The organism is Paraburkholderia sp. GAS334, from assembly GCF_050436625.1.
Taxonomy (GTDB): Bacteria; Pseudomonadota; Gammaproteobacteria; order Burkholderiales; family Burkholderiaceae; genus Paraburkholderia.
Genome location: NZ_JBNDMO010000034.1, coordinates 1 through 16,584 on the forward strand (window position 1 = coordinate 1; position 16,584 = coordinate 16,584).

Below are 16,584 nucleotides of genomic sequence, written 5' to 3' on the forward strand. Positions count from 1 at the left end.
TGTCTGGGCCTCGGGGCTCGTCTTGGGTTTGCGTGGCATACATGCTCCTTGAGCTACATGTTATGCCTTACACACAAAATTTATGACAGGCCCCACAGCAGCAGGCGCAAGCCGCAGCACGAGCGGCAACCGCTGTGCCCGCCGTCAAGCCGGCAGTGGATTGCACAACCACCGCGCTAGGCAATACCCTCAATACACACTGCCAATAACTGCTCGACGGATAGGAAAAGCGGCTCTCGCTGCACAGCAAGGAAAACACGAACATGATGTTGAACAAAAATAAAGTTGTATAGCGCTGCCTTTGATTTATAAGCGTTTTTCGGTTGTGGATAGACGTCTTGCAACGTGGTTGTATAGTAACCTTGTTGATTTTGAACGAAAAACTACCGAAAAATGGGCCGCATTTTGCGCGGTTATCGATAACTGCGACACGCATGAAATGCATGAAGGGAATCGAAACGATATTGCCGACGCTTCGGATCAGGCAGCATCATGTCAAGGGCCAAACCACGGATATGCCATGGAAAGCAACGAAGGCGGGCAAGCCCGAAAACACCATTACGTTCCCCAGTGCTATCTCAAAGGGTTCGCTCGCAACCGCAGCAAAAAGTCACAGCTGTATGTAGTTGACTCGGCGGCCAAGCGTGCTTTTGTCACGACGCCGCAGAACGTCGCTGCCGAACGTGACTTCAACAGGATCGAAATCGACGGTGAGGACCCTAACCTGATCGAATCTAGCTACGCGGAGTTTGAATCGAAATTGGCACCGGCGTTGGTCCGCATGGATGACAAGGGTGATTTTCAGGACGATGCCGACCGCGGGCTCATTTTCGAACTGGTTGCCCTGCTGGCAGTGCGAAATCCGAACCGCAGAGAGGCCATGCGCCAGTTTAAGGAACAGACAACCCGCAGACTGATGGAGCTTGCCGTTGAAAATCGACAGCGTTGGGATTCACAAAGGCACAAGGCCGCAGAGGCCGGCGTCGAAGGCGCAGCAGACCTCACTTTCGAGGAAGTCAGGGAGTTTGTTGAGCGGGGTGACTACACCATCGCCGTGCTCACGACCGAACACGTTCAACAGGAACTCAAGTCACTGACCACGGTGTACAACCTCCTGCATCGACGCAGCTGGGTCGTGATGAGGGCGGCGCCTGGCTCTGGGGGGTTTGTGACTTCGGACCATCCCGTCACGTTATGCTGGGACGATAAGGAAATGGAAGGTGGATTTTACCCTCCGGGGTTCGGACTTAAAGGTACGTCAGTGTTTTGTACGCTTTCAAAATCCTTGGCGATTCGAGGGCAATTCGATGGTCGCGTTGGTGCTATCGAGCTTCCTGTCGATGCGGTCGCCGGTATCAACTCGCGGACAATTTTCTATGCAGGTCGGCAGGTCTATGCCGAGAACAACAGGTTTCGATTCTTCGACCAGCACCTCGCTTTGCGCTATGGGCAGGATCTGCTGTCCACGTTGCTGAGGCCATGACGAACGCTTCCCGAATCCCAGCTTTTAGGGCGGGCAGCACTATACAACTTTGTTTTTTCTACTATACGACTTTATTTTTACTCAACACCATGAACAGAAAAATGAAACCGCTGACCGACGTGTTGCTCGAGGACGCGGTTTCTAAGCGCCGCGCACAGTGTCTTCTAACGACGGTGCTCGTCACTTTTGCATTGGGTGCGTGCACCAAGCCCGCTGCTCCTGTTCAGGAAAGCGCGAGCCCTGCCTCCAGTCCGGGAGAGCCACCGTCTGCATCACGGGACCCGTTGGCATTGCCGAAAGGCGACCTCGACAGCGAAACGCTAACGAACTATCTTCATGCCGCCATGGACTACCATCGCCCGGACGAATTCGATAAAGGGTTCAACGACGCGGCGTTGGTTGGAAGGCGTTTCAAGGTCTCCATTCCCTATGAAAAAGGCCAAAGGAACCCGAGTTACTACTACAACGCATCAAAGGAGGAGTTTTCAGTCTCCCTATATCCGGATTCCAGCTATGGAACCGGCCAGGATGCGCCGGCCATGGAGTATCTCACTCTTGCGAAAGAGGCATCATACGGGCAGCCGAAGCTGGAAGCTAACGCATTCAGCGTGACCAAAGAGGTCACCCCCGTCTCCTACCGGGTTCTGGGGATTGGTACCGTCGGCGGGTCGTATATAGGCGTGTTAGGGAAATTCCCGGAGTCGACGAAAGAGCTAACCGTCTATCGGACAATATCCAAGACGATCAAGCTCGCACCCGACGCGGCAAGAGCTGCGGCCCAAGGTTTGACGATGGACGTCGAAGGCACGATTCTCAAGAGCAGCGACGGTCATGCAATCTACTGCAGGCAAAGTACTCGGGGCGCAACGCTCGATCATCCCTATGAGGAAAGCTGGAACCAGTGCGTCCTGTCCGTGAAGCTCAGCCAGATTGCTGTACGTTCGCCCGGTACGGGAGTCTTAGCCCAATGGGGCGCGGGTGGAAAGACTGAGGGCAAAAAAAATGAAAGGGTAACTCCATCATAATGCCGTGCTGCTTTGCGCGAACCCTCCCGCGCGAGCTGTTTGTGTATTTGGAATAGGAAAACTGTTGGCGCTACCAAATAGGAAAAGAGCTTTTGACCGTCGCAACGTTTCCAAGGTTGCGACGGGAACGGTCAGGCTAGAGCGTGGGCCACTTCTGCCGACGTCGGTATGGGGATGGCATGTACCGTCTGCACTCGAGTTCGGCCCGCAACGATACTTTCAGATCGAATAGAAATGCTCTCGCGAACGCGCGATCCAGCTGCCTTAACATGGCTCGACTCGTATGGATTCCCCCGGCGAATGTAGTCGTCGATATCCGCCTCGATAGCGTACTCCGCCGCGCCGCGCAGATCCTCGACAACAAGACGGAGCGCTTTAACGGGAATACCGTGCAACGCGCTTTCGGCAATACGATTGAGAGTGTGATCCCGAGCGATCGCCGAGTCGGCGGGACTGGTGAACGTCTGATCCGTGTGACGCAGATGGATCACCGCCAGCCGGTCAGGTGTGTCGGTGATTGCGATCCGGTATTGCAATGCGCAGGGCACACCGGATTCGTCGGGATAGACGACATCCGCAAATGGGCTTCGAAACGGCATAAACACTCCTGCTGGGTTGATGATGCCGATTCGGACGAACCGGCAAAACCAGCCTACGGAGCGGTACGAGAAGTCAAGTCGATAGAGCGGTATCCGAACTTTCGATTGAGACGGGTTGGATGGTCGCTCGTAGCCGAACCACCGTACGCTGGCTGACAAGCCCGAGCAATCGACTCACGTCCTCATTGCTGCGGCCGCCGAGTAGCTGTCGACGCGCGTATGTGTTCCGCAATATGCGCGGACTCATGTCAGGCGCGCGGAAGTCGACGGCCTCCAATGCCTCGCGGACGATAATCCCTAACAGCATGTCATTCATCGGCTTTCCGGCCTTCGGAGCTGGAAACAGCAGTTGCTCCGCCTCGTCGCATTGGGACACTAGCAACCAGCGCGCCAGCGCCGCGATCGCGAATCCCTGCAACGTCACCTTGCGCTCCGCCCGCGCACCGCGCTTTGGAACGAGGATGTGCGGCCGTACTGCGTCGATCACGAGGTGGCCAACGCGTGCTACGCGGATCTCGCCCGCAGCGATGCCCGTGCCCAACAGCAGCGCAACGATGGCTCGATTCCGCTTATCGCGATCATTGTCGGTGACCTGCGGCTGGATGTGAGATTGGAGCCTTTCGTCGGCCGCCGGGTCGAGAAAGAGGGGCTGTGGCTCATCCTCGGGCCACTGCTCCTTGCGAACAAAGTCAGCGGCAGGATTGCTTCTACGCACGCCTGACTCCATGAGGTATCGGCACAGGCGATCGACGAGTTTTGCGTAGCGCACGTGCGTAGTGGTCCCCGGCGCGCACCGGTTGTCGACGTCCGCGAAGAAGGATTCCAGATGGGCAGAGTCGAACGCGGCCACGGTCGTACCTCGCGCGACGAGATATCGCAGGAAGCGGTCAAACATTGCCGTGTGCTGCACGACCGAGCGCGCAGTGAATGGGCGTCGGTCTGCGCCGGCGGCATGGTGCGCTTGCCATTCCCTGTAGGCTGCAGCCGGATTGTCCAACCAGAGAGATACCGTATCCATAGTGTGTTTATATACTGAATTGGCGACATCACCCCGTGCTGCGAATCTCCGATTCGCCAGCAGGTCTATAAAGGGAGGGGGTGCCTTCCATCCCGTACTTCGTTGCCATCTCCGCGAGACACGTAGCAGCGTCGCCCGAAACAATGCGTGCTGCGCACGCGATCATCAGGTTCTTCGACAGGCCAAAGTCCTCAACGAGGAAGCCTCGCTCGCAAAACGCGCCCATCGACGTAAGCTGTGACGACACCCGGTCCAGGACCGTCCCTTCGTTGGTGGTGTACGCCCAAACGTCTTTATTGAGTGCCGCGGAGAATCCGATCTCAAAGGCCGTTCCGGAATCCGCTTCCCCTGGTCCGCGAAAGTCGTCGACGTTGGCCATCACAATGTCGCACGCGCGTATCGCCTCGATGTTCGACCGATAGATCCAGGTCGCGCGCTCAGTTGGCGAAAGACCATCCCGCACGTTCGCATCGAGCGGGTACGTCGCCTCGAAACCGAACGACGCGCAAAGCTCGCGCAGGTAGTGGCCGCGTTCCATCGCATCGGTGCGAAAAACATCGAAGCCCGCGAGGTAGATCCGTTTGCGACTAGCTATCTGTTCGATGGGAAGTGGAGGAGGGGAGAAATCGCCGCTTCGCACTTTTCGCTGGATCCGGGTCAATTGTGCGCGGACTGTGCCTGTCGGCGTCCCGATATTTGCCGATATTTCCTCGGGCGTCATTCCTCAATCTGCGAGATCCACCAGACTGGCCTGCTTACTCGTTACGCGCGTCATCCAACGATCTCTCCGTCCATTAATACGATGACCCGATCTTAACGGAAGCGAAGCGGAGTCAAGTTCGTGCGATCGACACGCCCGCGCCACAGTTCGGCCGTTGAAACTTTGCGCGCATCCCGTTTCCGACTCACGAGTGGATGTAACCGATGCTAACGGTCGACCGGGTTCGGCCACAGACCGCCGTTCACATGCGTCGTCGGTCGGACGTTCAGGCGTCGGCTCCGCCCCGTAACCGGCCATACGATTGTCAAAGACGAACGCTCCTTCATCGGCCAGAGCTGCCGTTGCGGAGGACTGGGTTCTACGTCCGCAATGGGGCGGATTGCTGACGGTGACAGCGTCAAGCAGGCGGACGGCAGCTTCCTGCATTGATGAACTCACATTCCCGACCCGTTGCGGACGATGATCGGGAGGCCACGTCAACGGCAGCTTCCAGGGTGCAACGGCCATCCTCGCCTACGTGCTGGCCGACCTTTGAAGCCTCCGCAGGCATTCGCTACACGGTGCGAGCGCATTATTCGCACCGCACGATGCTGAATGCGCCTGTCATTTTGTCCGAAATCTATCTGGCACCTGCGAAGATCGTGGATTACACTATTTTTTGCTATGCGACCTTAATGCGTGGCTGACTCACGAAGTCACAATTGCGCGGGCTTTCGTGCACCTCTTCTGCGCGTGTCTGCCGACGCCAAGCGAAAAATAACAGCTTGGTGAAGCGTTTCGCCGTTCATTACTTGGCCCGCACCTCGGCTTTCTCGCCTCACACTCCAGAACACCCGGCCGCACTGACGGCCACTCGTTCCCTCATTGCTTCCTCCGCAAACGGCGGCAGCCAGGATTCACTGCGGCCTTTTTGAATTTCATTTTGAATTGGGTGCCCAATCCAGCCAGGCAATAGGCTCCTGCGCGCCGTGATGTTAATCGCCCGATTCGCTGGCAAGGAGATGACCGTGAAGATCAAGCATTTGAGCATTTTGTCAGCAACCGCCGTTGCACTTCTCTCGCTCAGTGGCGCCGCGCAGGCCGGCGACCACGACGGCCTTTGCTCGAACGCAACGCTAAAGGGACCGTTTGGGTTTATCGGTCACGGAGAGATTCTTGGATTAAAAACTGCCGATGGTGTGTTGCATCCGTACGCCGCCCCGTCGATCCTCGATGACGTCGCCCTGGTGACGTTCGACGGTACGGGCGGATTTCAACGCACCGACTTCGGCATGATCGGCGGGTTGCCGAAAGGGGGAAAGACGACATTCAATTCGGCCCAGCACGGCCTCTACACGGTGAACTCCGATTGCACCGGCACCATGCAAATCTTTTATGACGCCGGCGGAGCCGTGCCAGCCGGCGTCGAAACTGATCTGAACATCGTCGTCGCAGCCGACGGGACGCTCATCGAATCCGTTGTCTACAGGGCGGTCACCGTGTCAGGCGCTGCCAAGGACGGTACAACGTGTCCAAAGAATTGCGAGCAAGGTGTGCAAGAGTACTTTGAGGGGAAAAAGGTCGTGGTCTCTGGCTTCCGCGAGTCGAGCCACTGATGGGTTCACGTCGCTAAGGTTTGCAGGCTCCCGGTCCTTTAATTCCCGCGCCTCCAGCCTGACGATTGGATCGCGATACGGGGGGCGCCGGTGCCCCGTGATGCTGGCGGACACCGACGCCATTAACATGATCGTGGTGGCACGGGGAGGCGAGCGTCGATCGATATGATCGCGAGCGTAAGTCGCTTGTTTGGGGTGGAGCGGACGTCCGAACGTCCGCGTGACGGTCTGGTTGAACGTCTCTGGCTGGCCGCGTGCCGCCCGACATGAGAGCAGGGAGCCGATCGGCTCCCCCCACCAAGCATTATCCACTGGGCGTCTGATCGTTATAAGCGGCCGGTTTCACGAGCTTCGGTCGTCTTGGATCTATAGTGCCAACCAGGCGCCATCGGCACAGCGCTCCACGCCGGCTTCGACCGCATCGATTCTGTCATGCCTGGCGCACGTAAGACTTGTTCACCGAGCAAGCTGACGAACGGCATATTGGCGTGGTTCGCGAGCGCATAGCCAAGCAGACGTGCGCCCAGGTTGCTGTAGTAATAGCTTGGCTCTTCCGGTTTCCCGGTGCCATGCGCCCGAAGAAACTCAAGCAGTCCTGCCGCGTCGTAAATGCAATTCATCCGCAACGTCAACGAAGCAGCGCAGGCGCTGAAGCTCCATCATCTAGCCCTCCAGTTGGCGAACACATCTACCCAGACTGCGTAAGAGCGACGCCGCTTGGATAGCTGATTGCAGCAGAGACCTGCGCGCAGCATTACTGTCACCGATCCCCGCAACCAGGTTCGTGTAGGTCGAATATGCCCGGTAGATACTCTGACGTGGCGCCAAGAGATCGCCGCACCTCTGATCGCCGGCCAGCGGATTCTCCATATCCCCATCCAGTGGGGAAATGTTTCCCGCGCTACCAGGATTCTGCTTTGGCTTCGACATCCATAGACTGCCATCTATCGAGTTCGCATCAGGCGCCAGCAGATTTCAAGCTCTCGAAGCAGGAATCGGAAGACCGCCAGCGTTCGATAGTCGATCAACGAGGCAATCGAAATCACATCAGGAGAACACTGTGTCGAAGCTATTCACGAATATTAAGGTTGGGCCGCACGAATTTTCGCATCGCGTTGTTCTGGCGCCGTTGTCGCGGTTACGCGCAGAAACGGGTGGCGTGCCGGGGGCGCTGATGGTGGAGTATTACGGGCAGCGCGCGTCGGAGGGCGGTTTTCTCATCACAGAGTCGGCTGCAGTGCTCGCGGACGGTAACGGATACCTTGGCTCGCCAGGTCTGTATGACGACAGCCAGATCGCCGGGTGGCGTCTCGTAACGGATGCAATTCACGCTAGGGGTGGCAAAGTGTTCGCGCAGATTTACCACGCGGGTCGGCAGTCGCATGCCGATCTGCGACCGAATCATGACCAGCCCGTCGGCCCGTCGGAAGTGCCTCATAGCACCATGGCACATACGTCAGGCGGCTGGGTCACTGCCACGCCCAATCGTGCACTGAAGATAGAAGAGATCCCGGCGATCGTGGAAGGTTTTCGTGCCGCAGCGCAGCGCGCGCTTGCCGCGGGTTTCGACGGCGTCGAGCTGCACGGTGCCAACGGATATCTCCTCGACCAATTTCTCCAGGACGGCAGTAACAAGCGCACCGACAGTTACGGCGGCTCGTTCGAGAATCGTGCGAGGCTGCTTCTCGATGCGACGCGAGCAGTGATCTCCGTTTGGGGAAGCAATCGTGTTGCAGTGCGCCTGAGCCCGAGCAGCACGTTTGGGGAAATGGCGGACAGCGATCCACATAGCCTGTTCCAGTACGTGGCGCGGCAGCTCGACACGCTGAATCTCGCGTATCTGCATCTGATCGAGCCGCGATGGCTCGCCGAAGAAGGAAGCGAAGAACAGACACCGGTGGTTACGCAAGAGTTGCGCAAGCATTTCTCCGGCGTACTCATCACGGCTGGCGGTTTCGATGGACAGTTCGCCAAGGCGATTGTCGAGGCCGGAGACGCTGACCTGATCGCCTTCGGGCGCCACTTCGTCGCCAATCCAGACCTGCCTAAGCGGTTGCGTCGGAACTTGCCGCTCAATCGTTACGACCGCTCCACGTTCTACGGCGGTTCGGAGATCGGATACACCGACTATCCGTTCTACGACGACACGACGGAGGAATGCGAGGCCTGAGCAGGCTTCCAGCCGCCCGACGGGATGGACAGATCACCATCCCGTCGAGCGGGCCGTCAAATCGGCTGACAAGGATGAGCCAGCAAAATCTCAACGCACATCTGTCGACTCTTCAGGACGTGACGGTGGACTTCGCGCGCTTCGACTGTGGCCTTGTGGACTGATTGGTCAAACGCTGCCTCGTCACGTTGAGGACCCGGTCCGAGAGTTCCGGATTATCGAGAATTCTCGACATCGTGACCGCGCCAATCATTGCCGAGAGCGTAAACATCGCTTCGTCTCTCGCCGACGCGAGATCGTCGGCCGGCGTCCACCGAGCGACGATGTCGATTAGCTGCTCGAAGCCCTGCGACGCTGCCCGACGTGTTTGCGTGTCAGCCCGTACCAGTTCGCTGCCCATCGCAACCAGAGGGCAACCGCCCAGCGTGTCGTCACGATATTCGGCAGACAGGAAATCCTCCAGGTGCTTCAGGAACGAGGCCTGACCGCCTCCGGCTGCCGCCTCAGCGGATTCAACCAGCACGTCCATGCTCGTTGCGCATGCTTCGGCAATCAGCTGTTCCTTGGATGTGAAATGTCGGTAGAACGCACCAACAGTCAGACCAGCGCCCGCCATGATCTCTGCCACGCCTGCCGCAGTAATTCCTTTGCTCCTGAAGGTCTGCGCAGCGACTTCAAGGATCCGCTTCCGCGTCTCCGCGGCTTCAGCTTTCGACTTCTTCATCTTGTTACTCCTTTCGACCGCACGCCGGGCCATTTGTCTCGACGTGTTCCTTTAGAACATCTCCATCTTAGCAAGATCTTAGCAAGATTAGATGATGATTGTTATCTAAAAATGGGGTCATACAAAATCATTCACGGCCCGACTCTAGTGCAGATGAAGCCTCCATTGTTTGTGAAGCCGCCAATTGGCGGGGCTTCTCGTCTCTAATTTAGATTATTACTCTTATCTAAAATTAAAGATAGTAAAAATTCATAAGCTAAAAAGTTGACGTTTTAGATTATGAGTCTTATCTTTACGGCCAGATAGTGATACTTCGTAAGCTTACCGGGCAGGGCAAAGCAGGGCCGGGAAAGCCGAACGAGCGTGTCGACATATCGGGCGCAGCGCCGCACCCAACGTCTCGCGGTGATGCAGACATGTCCAGGACTGAACGAGGAACACGATGAACGACAATCTGAACGAGTTGGAGGCCGGAACGATCCCGGTCCGGCGGCCGGGCAAGCGCAAGGGCAAAATCTGGATCGCGTCAGGGGCGGCTCTCGTCGCCGTAGCCGTAGCCAGCGCGGTGGCGATGCATTGGGGGGCGAACTCTGCGGCTCCCAGTGCAGCACCGGCGGCACCATCGGTCGCGATCAGCACGCCGCTGCAGCGAAATCTCGATACCCGCCTCGGTTTTCTCGGCCAGTTCTCGGCCGTCCAGAAGGTCGAACTCCGTGCACAGGTCGGTGGCACGCTGACTGGGATCCACTTCAAGGACGGCGACATCGTCCATAAGGGCGACTTGCTGTTCGATATCGATCCGGTTCCTTACCAGATCAAGATGAGCCAGGCGACTGCGCTGCTCGAAAGTGCGAATGCTCGCCTCGATCTGGCCACGCGTGAGCTGGCGCGCGCCCAGATGCTGAAGAGCACCGATGCCGGCACTGCAGAAAACGTGGAGCAGCGCGACGCCGAGAAGCTGGCAGCGCAAGCCGCCGTGGACGACGCGAAGGCACAGGTTCGCGATGCGCGATTCGACCTGGACCACTGCCAGATCACCGCGCCGTTCACGGGTCGCATCGGCACTCACCTGGTTTCGGTCGGCAATCTCGTCGCCGGCAGCCGGGCCGCAACCAGCCCGACGACGCTCCTCACAACCCTCGTTTCGCTCGACCCGATCTACCTGGATTTCGACATGAGCGAAGGCGATTACATGACCTTCCTGCGTGAGCGCGAAAAGCAGAAGGATCAGCTCACCGACAAGGTGAATATCTCGCTGGCCGATGAGTCCACGTTCACCCATGCCGGTACGCTGAATTTCATCGACAACGCGCTGGACCGCTCCAGCGGGACGATCCACTCGCGAGCGATCGTACCGAATCCGAATCTGCTCATGACGCCGGGCGGTTTCGCGCGCGTTCAACTGGCGGTCACGGTGCCTCATCCGACGCTGCTCGTTCCGGATGCTGCGGTTCTGCCGGACCAATCCGATCACATCGTGCTCACCGTCGGGCCGAACGATATCGTGACCCCGAAGCAGGTTCAGCTGGGGGATATGCGCGGTGGCCTGCGTGTTATCCGGTCGGGGCTGACGCCGAACGACAAGGTCATTGTCGACGGCATACCGTACGCGCAGCCGGGCTCGAAGGTGTCCCCGCACGCGGGCTCGATCCAGTTCGGATCTGATCAAGGCTAAGGCGGAGCGAATCATGAAACTGGCCCATTTTTTCATTGATCACCCGCGCTTTGCCGCTGTGATCAGTATTTTCCTCACGTTGTTCGGTCTCGTGGCAATGAAGTTTTTGCCCATAGCCCAGTATCCGAATATCGTCCCGCCAACTGTCCAGATCACGACTGCGTATCCCGGTGCATCAGCCGACACGATCGCGCGCACCGTTGCGACGCCGCTCGAACAAGCGATCAACGGCGTCGAGAACATGGATTACATCAGCAGCCAATCGACCGGCAACGGGCTCATCAACATCACCGTGACATTCAAGATCGGCACCGACATGAACATCGCGCAGATGCTGACGCAGAACCGTGTGCAGGACACGCTGTCTCGCCTGCCGCAGGAAGTGCAGCAACAGGGCGTGCAGGTCAAGAAGACGATCCCGGCATACCTGCTGGGTATCCACCCGTATTCACCGGATGGGTCGCGCGACTCGCAGTACATCTCCAACTACATGATCCTTCATGTCAAGGACGAGATTGCGCGGTTGCCTGGCGTTTCCGATCTGCTGTCGTTGGGCGAGCGGCAATTCGCGATGCGTATCTGGATCGATCCTGACAAGGCAGCCGTGCACGACATCAGCGCCAACGAGATTCTCTCGGCTCTCAGGGCGCAAAACGTGCAGGTATCGGCGGGCGTGCTGAACCAGCCTCCGGTCCCGGCACAAGGCAAGGCTGGATATCAGATCAACGTGGAAGCGCTTGGCCGCCTGACCACGCCCGAACAATTCGGCAACGTCATCGTCAAGTCGGACGACCAGGGCCACGTCACACGTATCCACGACATCGGCCGCGTCGAACTTGGCGCGACGGATTACGGCAGCATCGCCTACGCGGACCGCTCCCCGTCGGCTCCGTTCTGGGTGTTCGCAGTCCCGGGCTCGAATGTTGTGACGGTGGAGCACGAAGTACTGGCCAAGATGAAGGAGCTCAAGAAGACCTTCCCGCCGGGGCTGGACTACCAGATCATCTATGACCCGACTACCTTCGTCAGCAACTCGATCGACGAAGTGATCAAGACGATCGCCATCGCCATCCTGCTCGTGATCGGTGTCGTCTACGCCTTCCTGCAGAGCTGGCGTGCGACGATCATTCCGGTGATCGCCATCCCCGTGTCGCTTGTCGGCTCTTTCACGATCCTCGCCGCATTCGGTATCTCGATCAATCAGTTGTCTTTATTCGGCCTCATCCTTGCGGTCGGCATTGTGGTTGACGATGCGATTGTCGTGGTCGAGAACGTCGAGCGCAACATGGCCCTTGGGATGTCGCCGCGTGAGGCAGCCCATCGTACGATGGATGAGGTATCCGAAGCACTGATCGCTATCGCGCTGACGCTTTGCGCAGTCTTTGTGCCGGCGATGTTCATTTCCGGCATCTCGGGCCTGTTCTTCAAGCAATTCGCAACGACGATTGCGGCTTCGACGGTGATCTCGATGCTGGTGTCGCTGACGCTCAGCCCGGCACTCAGCGCGATCCTGCTCAAGCCGCACCAGTCCGCTGAGGATCACACGAAGATGAGCGCCGTTGGCCGTCTTCATCACAAGGCATTCGGATGGTTCAATACGGGCTTCGACTGGCTCTCGAACAAGTACGGACGTATGACGGGTCGGTTCGTTCGTGCGACGGCCGTTATCCTCGCCGTCTATGTCGGGCTGGTTTCGCTCACCGGCTTCCAGTTCTCACAGATGAGTACCGGCTTCATTCCGGAGCAGGATCAAGGCTACCTCGCCGCAATCATCCAGTTGCCGGCTGGTGCGAGTCTCGAGCGGACTGACAAGGTGGTGCGTGAAGCAAACGACATCATCCTGAAGACGCCGGGGATCGAGCACACATCGCCGACGAGTGGATTCGACGTGGTTACCGGCACCGTTGCTTCCAACAGCGGCACGATCTACATCGGCTTGCCCTCCCTGTACGGCCACCATGTCAAGGGTGTGAATGCAGCAACAATGCTCGGCAAGCTGCAAAAGAACCTGTCGGTCATCAAGGACGCGTACGTCATCGTCATTCAGCCGCCCCCCGTCCAGGGCCTTGGCAGTGCGGGTGGTTTCAAGATGGAGCTCGAAGATCGTTCGAATCTTGGACCTCAGGCGCTTGCGAAGGCAGCGAACGATCTGGTGGCCGCAGCCAACAAGGATCCGGTTTTCGGGCACAGCGTTTTCACCCTGTATAACCCGGGCGCACCCGACATCTACGCGGATATCGACCGCGTCAAGGCTGAAAAGGTCGGCCTGACGCCGAGCGATGTGTTCTCCACGCTCCAGCTTTACCTCGGTTCGCAGTACGTCAACGACTTCAACTATCTGGGTCGTACCTACCAGGTGCTGGCGCAGGGTGACGGTCAGTTCCGTCAGACGCCGGAAGACATTCTGCGGCTGAAAGTGCGCAATGCTAGCGGGGAAATGGTGCCGGTCGGTACGGTGGCTACGCTGCACGAACGGACCATGCCATACCGGGTTCCGCGCTACAACCTGTTCCCCGCCGCCGAGCTGATGGGTGGAGCAGCTCCGGGTTATGCGTCTGGCCAGGCAATCGAGCATATGGAAGAGCTCGCGAAGCAGGCGCTCCCGGTCGGTATCTCGTATGAATGGACCGATCTCGCTCATCAGCAACAACAGCAGGGCACGCCGACCCTGGCGATCTTTGCTGCGGCCGCGTTGTTCGTCTTCCTTGTGCTCGCCGCGCAATACGAGAGCTGGAAGCTGCCGCTGGCAATCGTGCTGATCGTGCCGATGTGCTTGCTGGCTTCGTCGAGCGGGTTGCACATGCGTGGTATGCCCATCGACATCCTGGCTCAGATTGGCTTCATCGTGCTGGTCGGACTTGCGGTGAAGAACGCAATCCTGATCGTCGAGTTCGCCCGGCAGGCGGAGGACCACGGCGCCGAGCCGGAAGAGGCTGCAGTCAGCGCAGCAAAGACCCGCCTGCGCCCGATCCTGATGACGTCGTTCGCTTTCATCATGGGTGTGGCTCCGCTCGCAATCGCGACCGGTGCGGGTTCCGAAATGCGCCAATCACTTGGGACAGCCGTGTTGTTCGGGATGATCGGCGTGACGGTTTTCGGCCTTCTCTTCACTCCGGCCTTCTACACGTTTATCCGCCGGGTCGCGGGCAAGAAGACCACCCACAGCTACTTCCAACGGATCATTGGTGGAGAATCCAAATGAATCGCATCGCTCAAATGGCTATCAAGCCGGTTCTGAGTGTACTGACGCTCAGCATGATTCTGGCTGGCTGTGCAGTGGGCCCTGATTACGAGGCCCCGAAGACGGAACTGGCGCCGTTCCACAACCTCGCCACAGTGGCGGCGAAGGACAGCACGGCCGCACCGCAGCTTGACCAGTGGTGGACGGGCTTCAACGATCCGATGCTCGTGACAGTGGTGCAGCGCGCGCTGGCGCAGAACCTGGATCTCGCCGCATCGCTCGCACGGGTTCGTGAAGCGCGTGCGGTAGCGGCCGGAAGCGGTGCCGACCTGCTGCCGACGCTGGATCTCGGCGCCTCGGCGACTGCGGAGCATCAGAGCCTGCGCAGCCCGCTTGGCTCGATCGCCCAGGGCAGTCCGGGCTTCTCGCGCAACATCCGCGACTACAGCGTCGGCCCGGCGGCGAGCTGGGAGATTGATCTGTTCGGCGGGTTGCGCAGGGATGCTGCCGCGTCGCGCGCCGAGGCACAGGCTGCGGAAGCGGAACAGGCCGGCACCCGCGTGACGGTGGCGGCGGACGCGGCGGATGCGTACCTGCAGATCCGCGGTTATCAGGCCCGCCTCGCGGTCGCCCAGGACCAGATCGACACGGACGAGCACCTGCTGAAGCTCGTGCGCGATCGCTACGCTGCCGGGGCCGCGACGGGACGGGAAATCGCGCAGGCCGATGCGCTGCTGAAGCAGGCACGCGCGAGCGTGCCACCGCTGCGCATCGGCCTGGAGCAGCAACTGAACCGGCTGGACGTGCTGATGGGCGTCCAGCCCGGGACGTACGCCCAGGAACTCGGCACCGTCGCCGCCATTCCCTCCATACCGGCGATTCCCGGAAACGACCAGTCGGTCGACATGCTTCGCCGCCGCCCGGACATCATCGCGGCGGAACGGCGGCTGGCCGCCTCCAACGAACGCATCGGCGCAGCGATTTCCGATTACTACCCGAAGATCTCGCTGTCTGGCGCGCTGGGATTCGACAGCCTGAGCGGCCATCTCATGAGCCCAAGCGCGTTCCAGGCTTTGGGCGGAGGTGCGTTGCGCTGGAGGCTGTTCGACTTCGGCAAGGTGAAGGCCGAGGTGTCGCAGGCCAAGGGAGCGAATGCGGAGGCGCTGGCGCTCTATCAGCGATCGGTGCTTCACGCTGCCGAGGACGTTGAAAACTCGCTGATGACGCTTGCGCAGACGCAGATCCGCGTCGACGAGATTCAGGAGCAGGTGCAGGCACTGACCAAGGCGCGTGATCTCTCCGAACAGGCGTATCGCGCCGGATCCATCACGCTGACGGATGTGCTCGACGCGGACAGGGACCTGCTCACCGCACGCGACGAGCTCGACAGCAACCGGGCTGGCGCCGCAAGGGCGGCCGTCGGTGTCTTCCGCGCATTCGGTGGCGGATGGGATGCGCCGACCGCCGTAGCGAACGGAGCATCTACGAGCATCACTGTCGGCTCCGAGACACAAAAGACAAACCTTTCTGCCGGGATGTAAAGACCCGGACCTGATTCACAACCTGATCATCTGGAGAAGAGAAATGTCTACTGTCGAAACTTTCCGTCAACTTCATGCCGATACCACGCCGCTCCGCCTGCCGAACGCATGGGATGCTGGAAGTGCCCGCCTCTTTGAAAGCGCGGGAGCGACCGCCATTGCTACGACGAGTGGAGGAGTCGCCTGGGCTCTCGGCTATCGCGATGGCGGCGTTCTCCCGTTAAGCGAACTGGTTGGCGTTGTTGCGCGCATGGCGCGTGTCGTGACCGTCCCACTCTCAATCGACATCGAGAACGGCTACTCAGACGATCCGAAGATCGTTGCGGATAACGTGATGCGACTCGTCGATCTGGGTATCGCCGGCATCAATATCGAAGATGGCGAGGACAAGCCATCGCTGCTGGCATCCAGGATCGACGCCATCCGCAAGGCAACTGCTCGCGCCGGCGTCGATCTGTTCGTGAATGCACGCTGCGACGTATTTCTACGCAATCTCGTGGCGTCATCGGAACTGGTCGGGGAGTCGATTGCCCGCGGCAATCTCTACGCCGAAGCGGGAGCTGACGGCCTGTTCCTTCCCGGGCTACAGCAACCAGATCAGATTCGGGCGATCGTCAACGACGTTTCGTTACCGCTGAATCTGATGGTCTGGCCGGAGCTCGCCGACGCCGAAGCTCTCGGCAAACTCGGGGTGCGCCGCCTGAGCGCTGGTACCAGCATCGCCCAGGTGGCATGGGAAACCGCGGAAAGACTCGCACGGGACTTCCTGAAGAACGGTGGCTCGGCGCCTATGTACAAGGGATTTGTTCCGTACGCGCAACTACAGGAGCTCTTCCCCGGAAAGTAAGCCGG

General features: G+C 59.2%; 13 protein-coding genes. 8 read left to right on the forward strand and 5 right to left on the reverse strand.

Features of this window, described 5'->3' with window-relative positions; translation table 11 throughout:
• Nucleotides 1-520: 520 nt before the first annotated feature.
• Together P3T21_RS33160 and P3T21_RS33165 are read left to right on the forward strand one after the other, a co-directional pair.
• Complete coding sequence (locus tag P3T21_RS33160; protein WP_429260162.1) at nt 521-1,483, forward strand: DUF4238 domain-containing protein; 963 nt, start codon at nt 521-523, stop codon at nt 1,481-1,483.
• A 101-nt stretch (nt 1,484-1,584) separates the two neighbouring features.
• Nucleotides 1,585-2,508 carry a hypothetical protein gene (locus P3T21_RS33165; RefSeq protein ID WP_429260163.1) on the forward strand — a complete coding sequence of 308 codons (924 nt, stop codon included), beginning with the start codon at nt 1,585-1,587 and terminating at the stop codon, nt 2,506-2,508.
• Nucleotides 2,509-2,639: 131 nt separating this feature from the next.
• Here the strand turns inward: P3T21_RS33165 and P3T21_RS33170 are convergent, their stop codons facing one another.
• The 3 genes from P3T21_RS33170 to P3T21_RS33180 all read right to left on the reverse strand — a co-directional run bounded on the left by P3T21_RS33170 (nt 2,640) and on the right by P3T21_RS33180 (nt 4,846).
• The gene (locus P3T21_RS33170; RefSeq protein WP_429260164.1) at nt 2,640-3,107 is read right to left on the reverse strand and encodes a hypothetical protein; all 468 of its coding nucleotides are present in this window, start codon (nt 3,105-3,107) and stop codon (nt 2,640-2,642) included.
• A 73-nt stretch (nt 3,108-3,180) separates the two neighbouring features.
• Nucleotides 3,181-3,957: a tyrosine-type recombinase/integrase gene (locus tag P3T21_RS33175; protein ID WP_429260165.1), complete on the reverse strand. Its 777-nt coding sequence runs from the start codon at nt 3,955-3,957 to the stop codon at nt 3,181-3,183.
• Nucleotides 3,958-4,153: 196 nt separating this feature from the next.
• Nucleotides 4,154-4,846, reverse strand: a complete 693-nt coding sequence (locus tag P3T21_RS33180) for a nucleoside 2-deoxyribosyltransferase (RefSeq protein ID WP_429260166.1) — start codon at nt 4,844-4,846, stop codon at nt 4,154-4,156.
• Between the two features lie 1,007 nt (nt 4,847-5,853).
• Here P3T21_RS33180 and P3T21_RS33185 point away from each other — a divergent pair.
• Nucleotides 5,854-6,441, forward strand: a complete 588-nt coding sequence (locus P3T21_RS33185; protein WP_429260167.1) for a hypothetical protein — start codon at nt 5,854-5,856, stop codon at nt 6,439-6,441.
• Between the two features lie 326 nt (nt 6,442-6,767).
• Here the strand turns inward: P3T21_RS33185 and P3T21_RS33190 are convergent, their stop codons facing one another.
• Nucleotides 6,768-7,061, reverse strand: coding sequence for a hypothetical protein (locus P3T21_RS33190; protein WP_429260168.1), 294 nt, complete (start codon nt 7,059-7,061; stop codon nt 6,768-6,770).
• A 440-nt stretch (nt 7,062-7,501) separates the two neighbouring features.
• Here P3T21_RS33190 and P3T21_RS33195 point away from each other — a divergent pair, with 440 nt between their 5' ends.
• On the forward strand, nt 7,502-8,611 hold the full coding sequence (locus P3T21_RS33195) for an alkene reductase (protein ID WP_429260169.1): 1,110 nt from the start codon (nt 7,502-7,504) through the stop codon (nt 8,609-8,611).
• 112 nt (nt 8,612-8,723) lie between these two features.
• Here the strand turns inward: P3T21_RS33195 and P3T21_RS33200 are convergent, their stop codons facing one another.
• Complete coding sequence (locus P3T21_RS33200; RefSeq protein ID WP_429260170.1) at nt 8,724-9,335, reverse strand: TetR/AcrR family transcriptional regulator; 612 nt, start codon at nt 9,333-9,335, stop codon at nt 8,724-8,726.
• A gap of 442 nt (nt 9,336-9,777) precedes the next feature.
• Between P3T21_RS33200 and P3T21_RS33205 the strand changes: the two genes are divergently transcribed.
• From P3T21_RS33205 to P3T21_RS33220, 4 genes are read left to right on the forward strand one after another with little or no spacing between them, the layout of a single operon-like run.
• Nucleotides 9,778-11,010, forward strand: a complete 1,233-nt coding sequence (locus P3T21_RS33205) for an efflux RND transporter periplasmic adaptor subunit (RefSeq protein WP_429260171.1) — start codon at nt 9,778-9,780, stop codon at nt 11,008-11,010.
• A gap of 13 nt (nt 11,011-11,023) precedes the next feature.
• Nucleotides 11,024-14,212 (forward strand): efflux RND transporter permease subunit, encoded by a 3,189-nt coding sequence (locus P3T21_RS33210; RefSeq protein WP_429260172.1) that lies wholly within the window; start codon nt 11,024-11,026, stop codon nt 14,210-14,212.
• Complete coding sequence (locus tag P3T21_RS33215; protein WP_429260173.1) at nt 14,209-15,732, forward strand: efflux transporter outer membrane subunit; 1,524 nt, start codon at nt 14,209-14,211, stop codon at nt 15,730-15,732. The genes P3T21_RS33210 and P3T21_RS33215 overlap by 4 nt, the downstream gene beginning before the upstream one ends.
• Before the next feature lie 43 nt (nt 15,733-15,775).
• Nucleotides 15,776-16,579 carry an isocitrate lyase/PEP mutase family protein gene (locus P3T21_RS33220; RefSeq protein WP_429260174.1) on the forward strand — a complete coding sequence of 268 codons (804 nt, stop codon included), beginning with the start codon at nt 15,776-15,778 and terminating at the stop codon, nt 16,577-16,579.
• Nucleotides 16,580-16,584: the final 5 nt, after the last annotated feature.

Bases quoted from the DNA above. Each gene is read 5' to 3' on its own strand.
- P3T21_RS33205 (WP_429260171.1), top strand. From the start codon at position 9,778: ATGAACGACAATCTGAACGAGTTGGAGGCCGGAACGATCCCGGTCCGG.
- P3T21_RS33220 (WP_429260174.1), top strand. From the start codon at position 15,776: ATGTCTACTGTCGAAACTTTCCGTCAACTTCATGCCGATACCACGCCG.
- P3T21_RS33170 (WP_429260164.1), bottom strand. From the start codon at position 3,107: ATGCCGTTTCGAAGCCCATTTGCGGATGTCGTCTATCCCGACGAATCC.
- P3T21_RS33210 (WP_429260172.1), top strand. From the start codon at position 11,024: ATGAAACTGGCCCATTTTTTCATTGATCACCCGCGCTTTGCCGCTGTG.
- P3T21_RS33215 (WP_429260173.1), top strand. From the start codon at position 14,209: ATGAATCGCATCGCTCAAATGGCTATCAAGCCGGTTCTGAGTGTACTG.
- P3T21_RS33165 (WP_429260163.1), top strand. From the start codon at position 1,585: ATGAAACCGCTGACCGACGTGTTGCTCGAGGACGCGGTTTCTAAGCGC.
- P3T21_RS33200 (WP_429260170.1), bottom strand. From the start codon at position 9,335: ATGAAGAAGTCGAAAGCTGAAGCCGCGGAGACGCGGAAGCGGATCCTT.
- P3T21_RS33180 (WP_429260166.1), bottom strand. From the start codon at position 4,846: ATGACGCCCGAGGAAATATCGGCAAATATCGGGACGCCGACAGGCACA.
- P3T21_RS33160 (WP_429260162.1), top strand. From the start codon at position 521: ATGGAAAGCAACGAAGGCGGGCAAGCCCGAAAACACCATTACGTTCCC.
- P3T21_RS33190 (WP_429260168.1), bottom strand. From the start codon at position 7,061: ATGAATTGCATTTACGACGCGGCAGGACTGCTTGAGTTTCTTCGGGCG.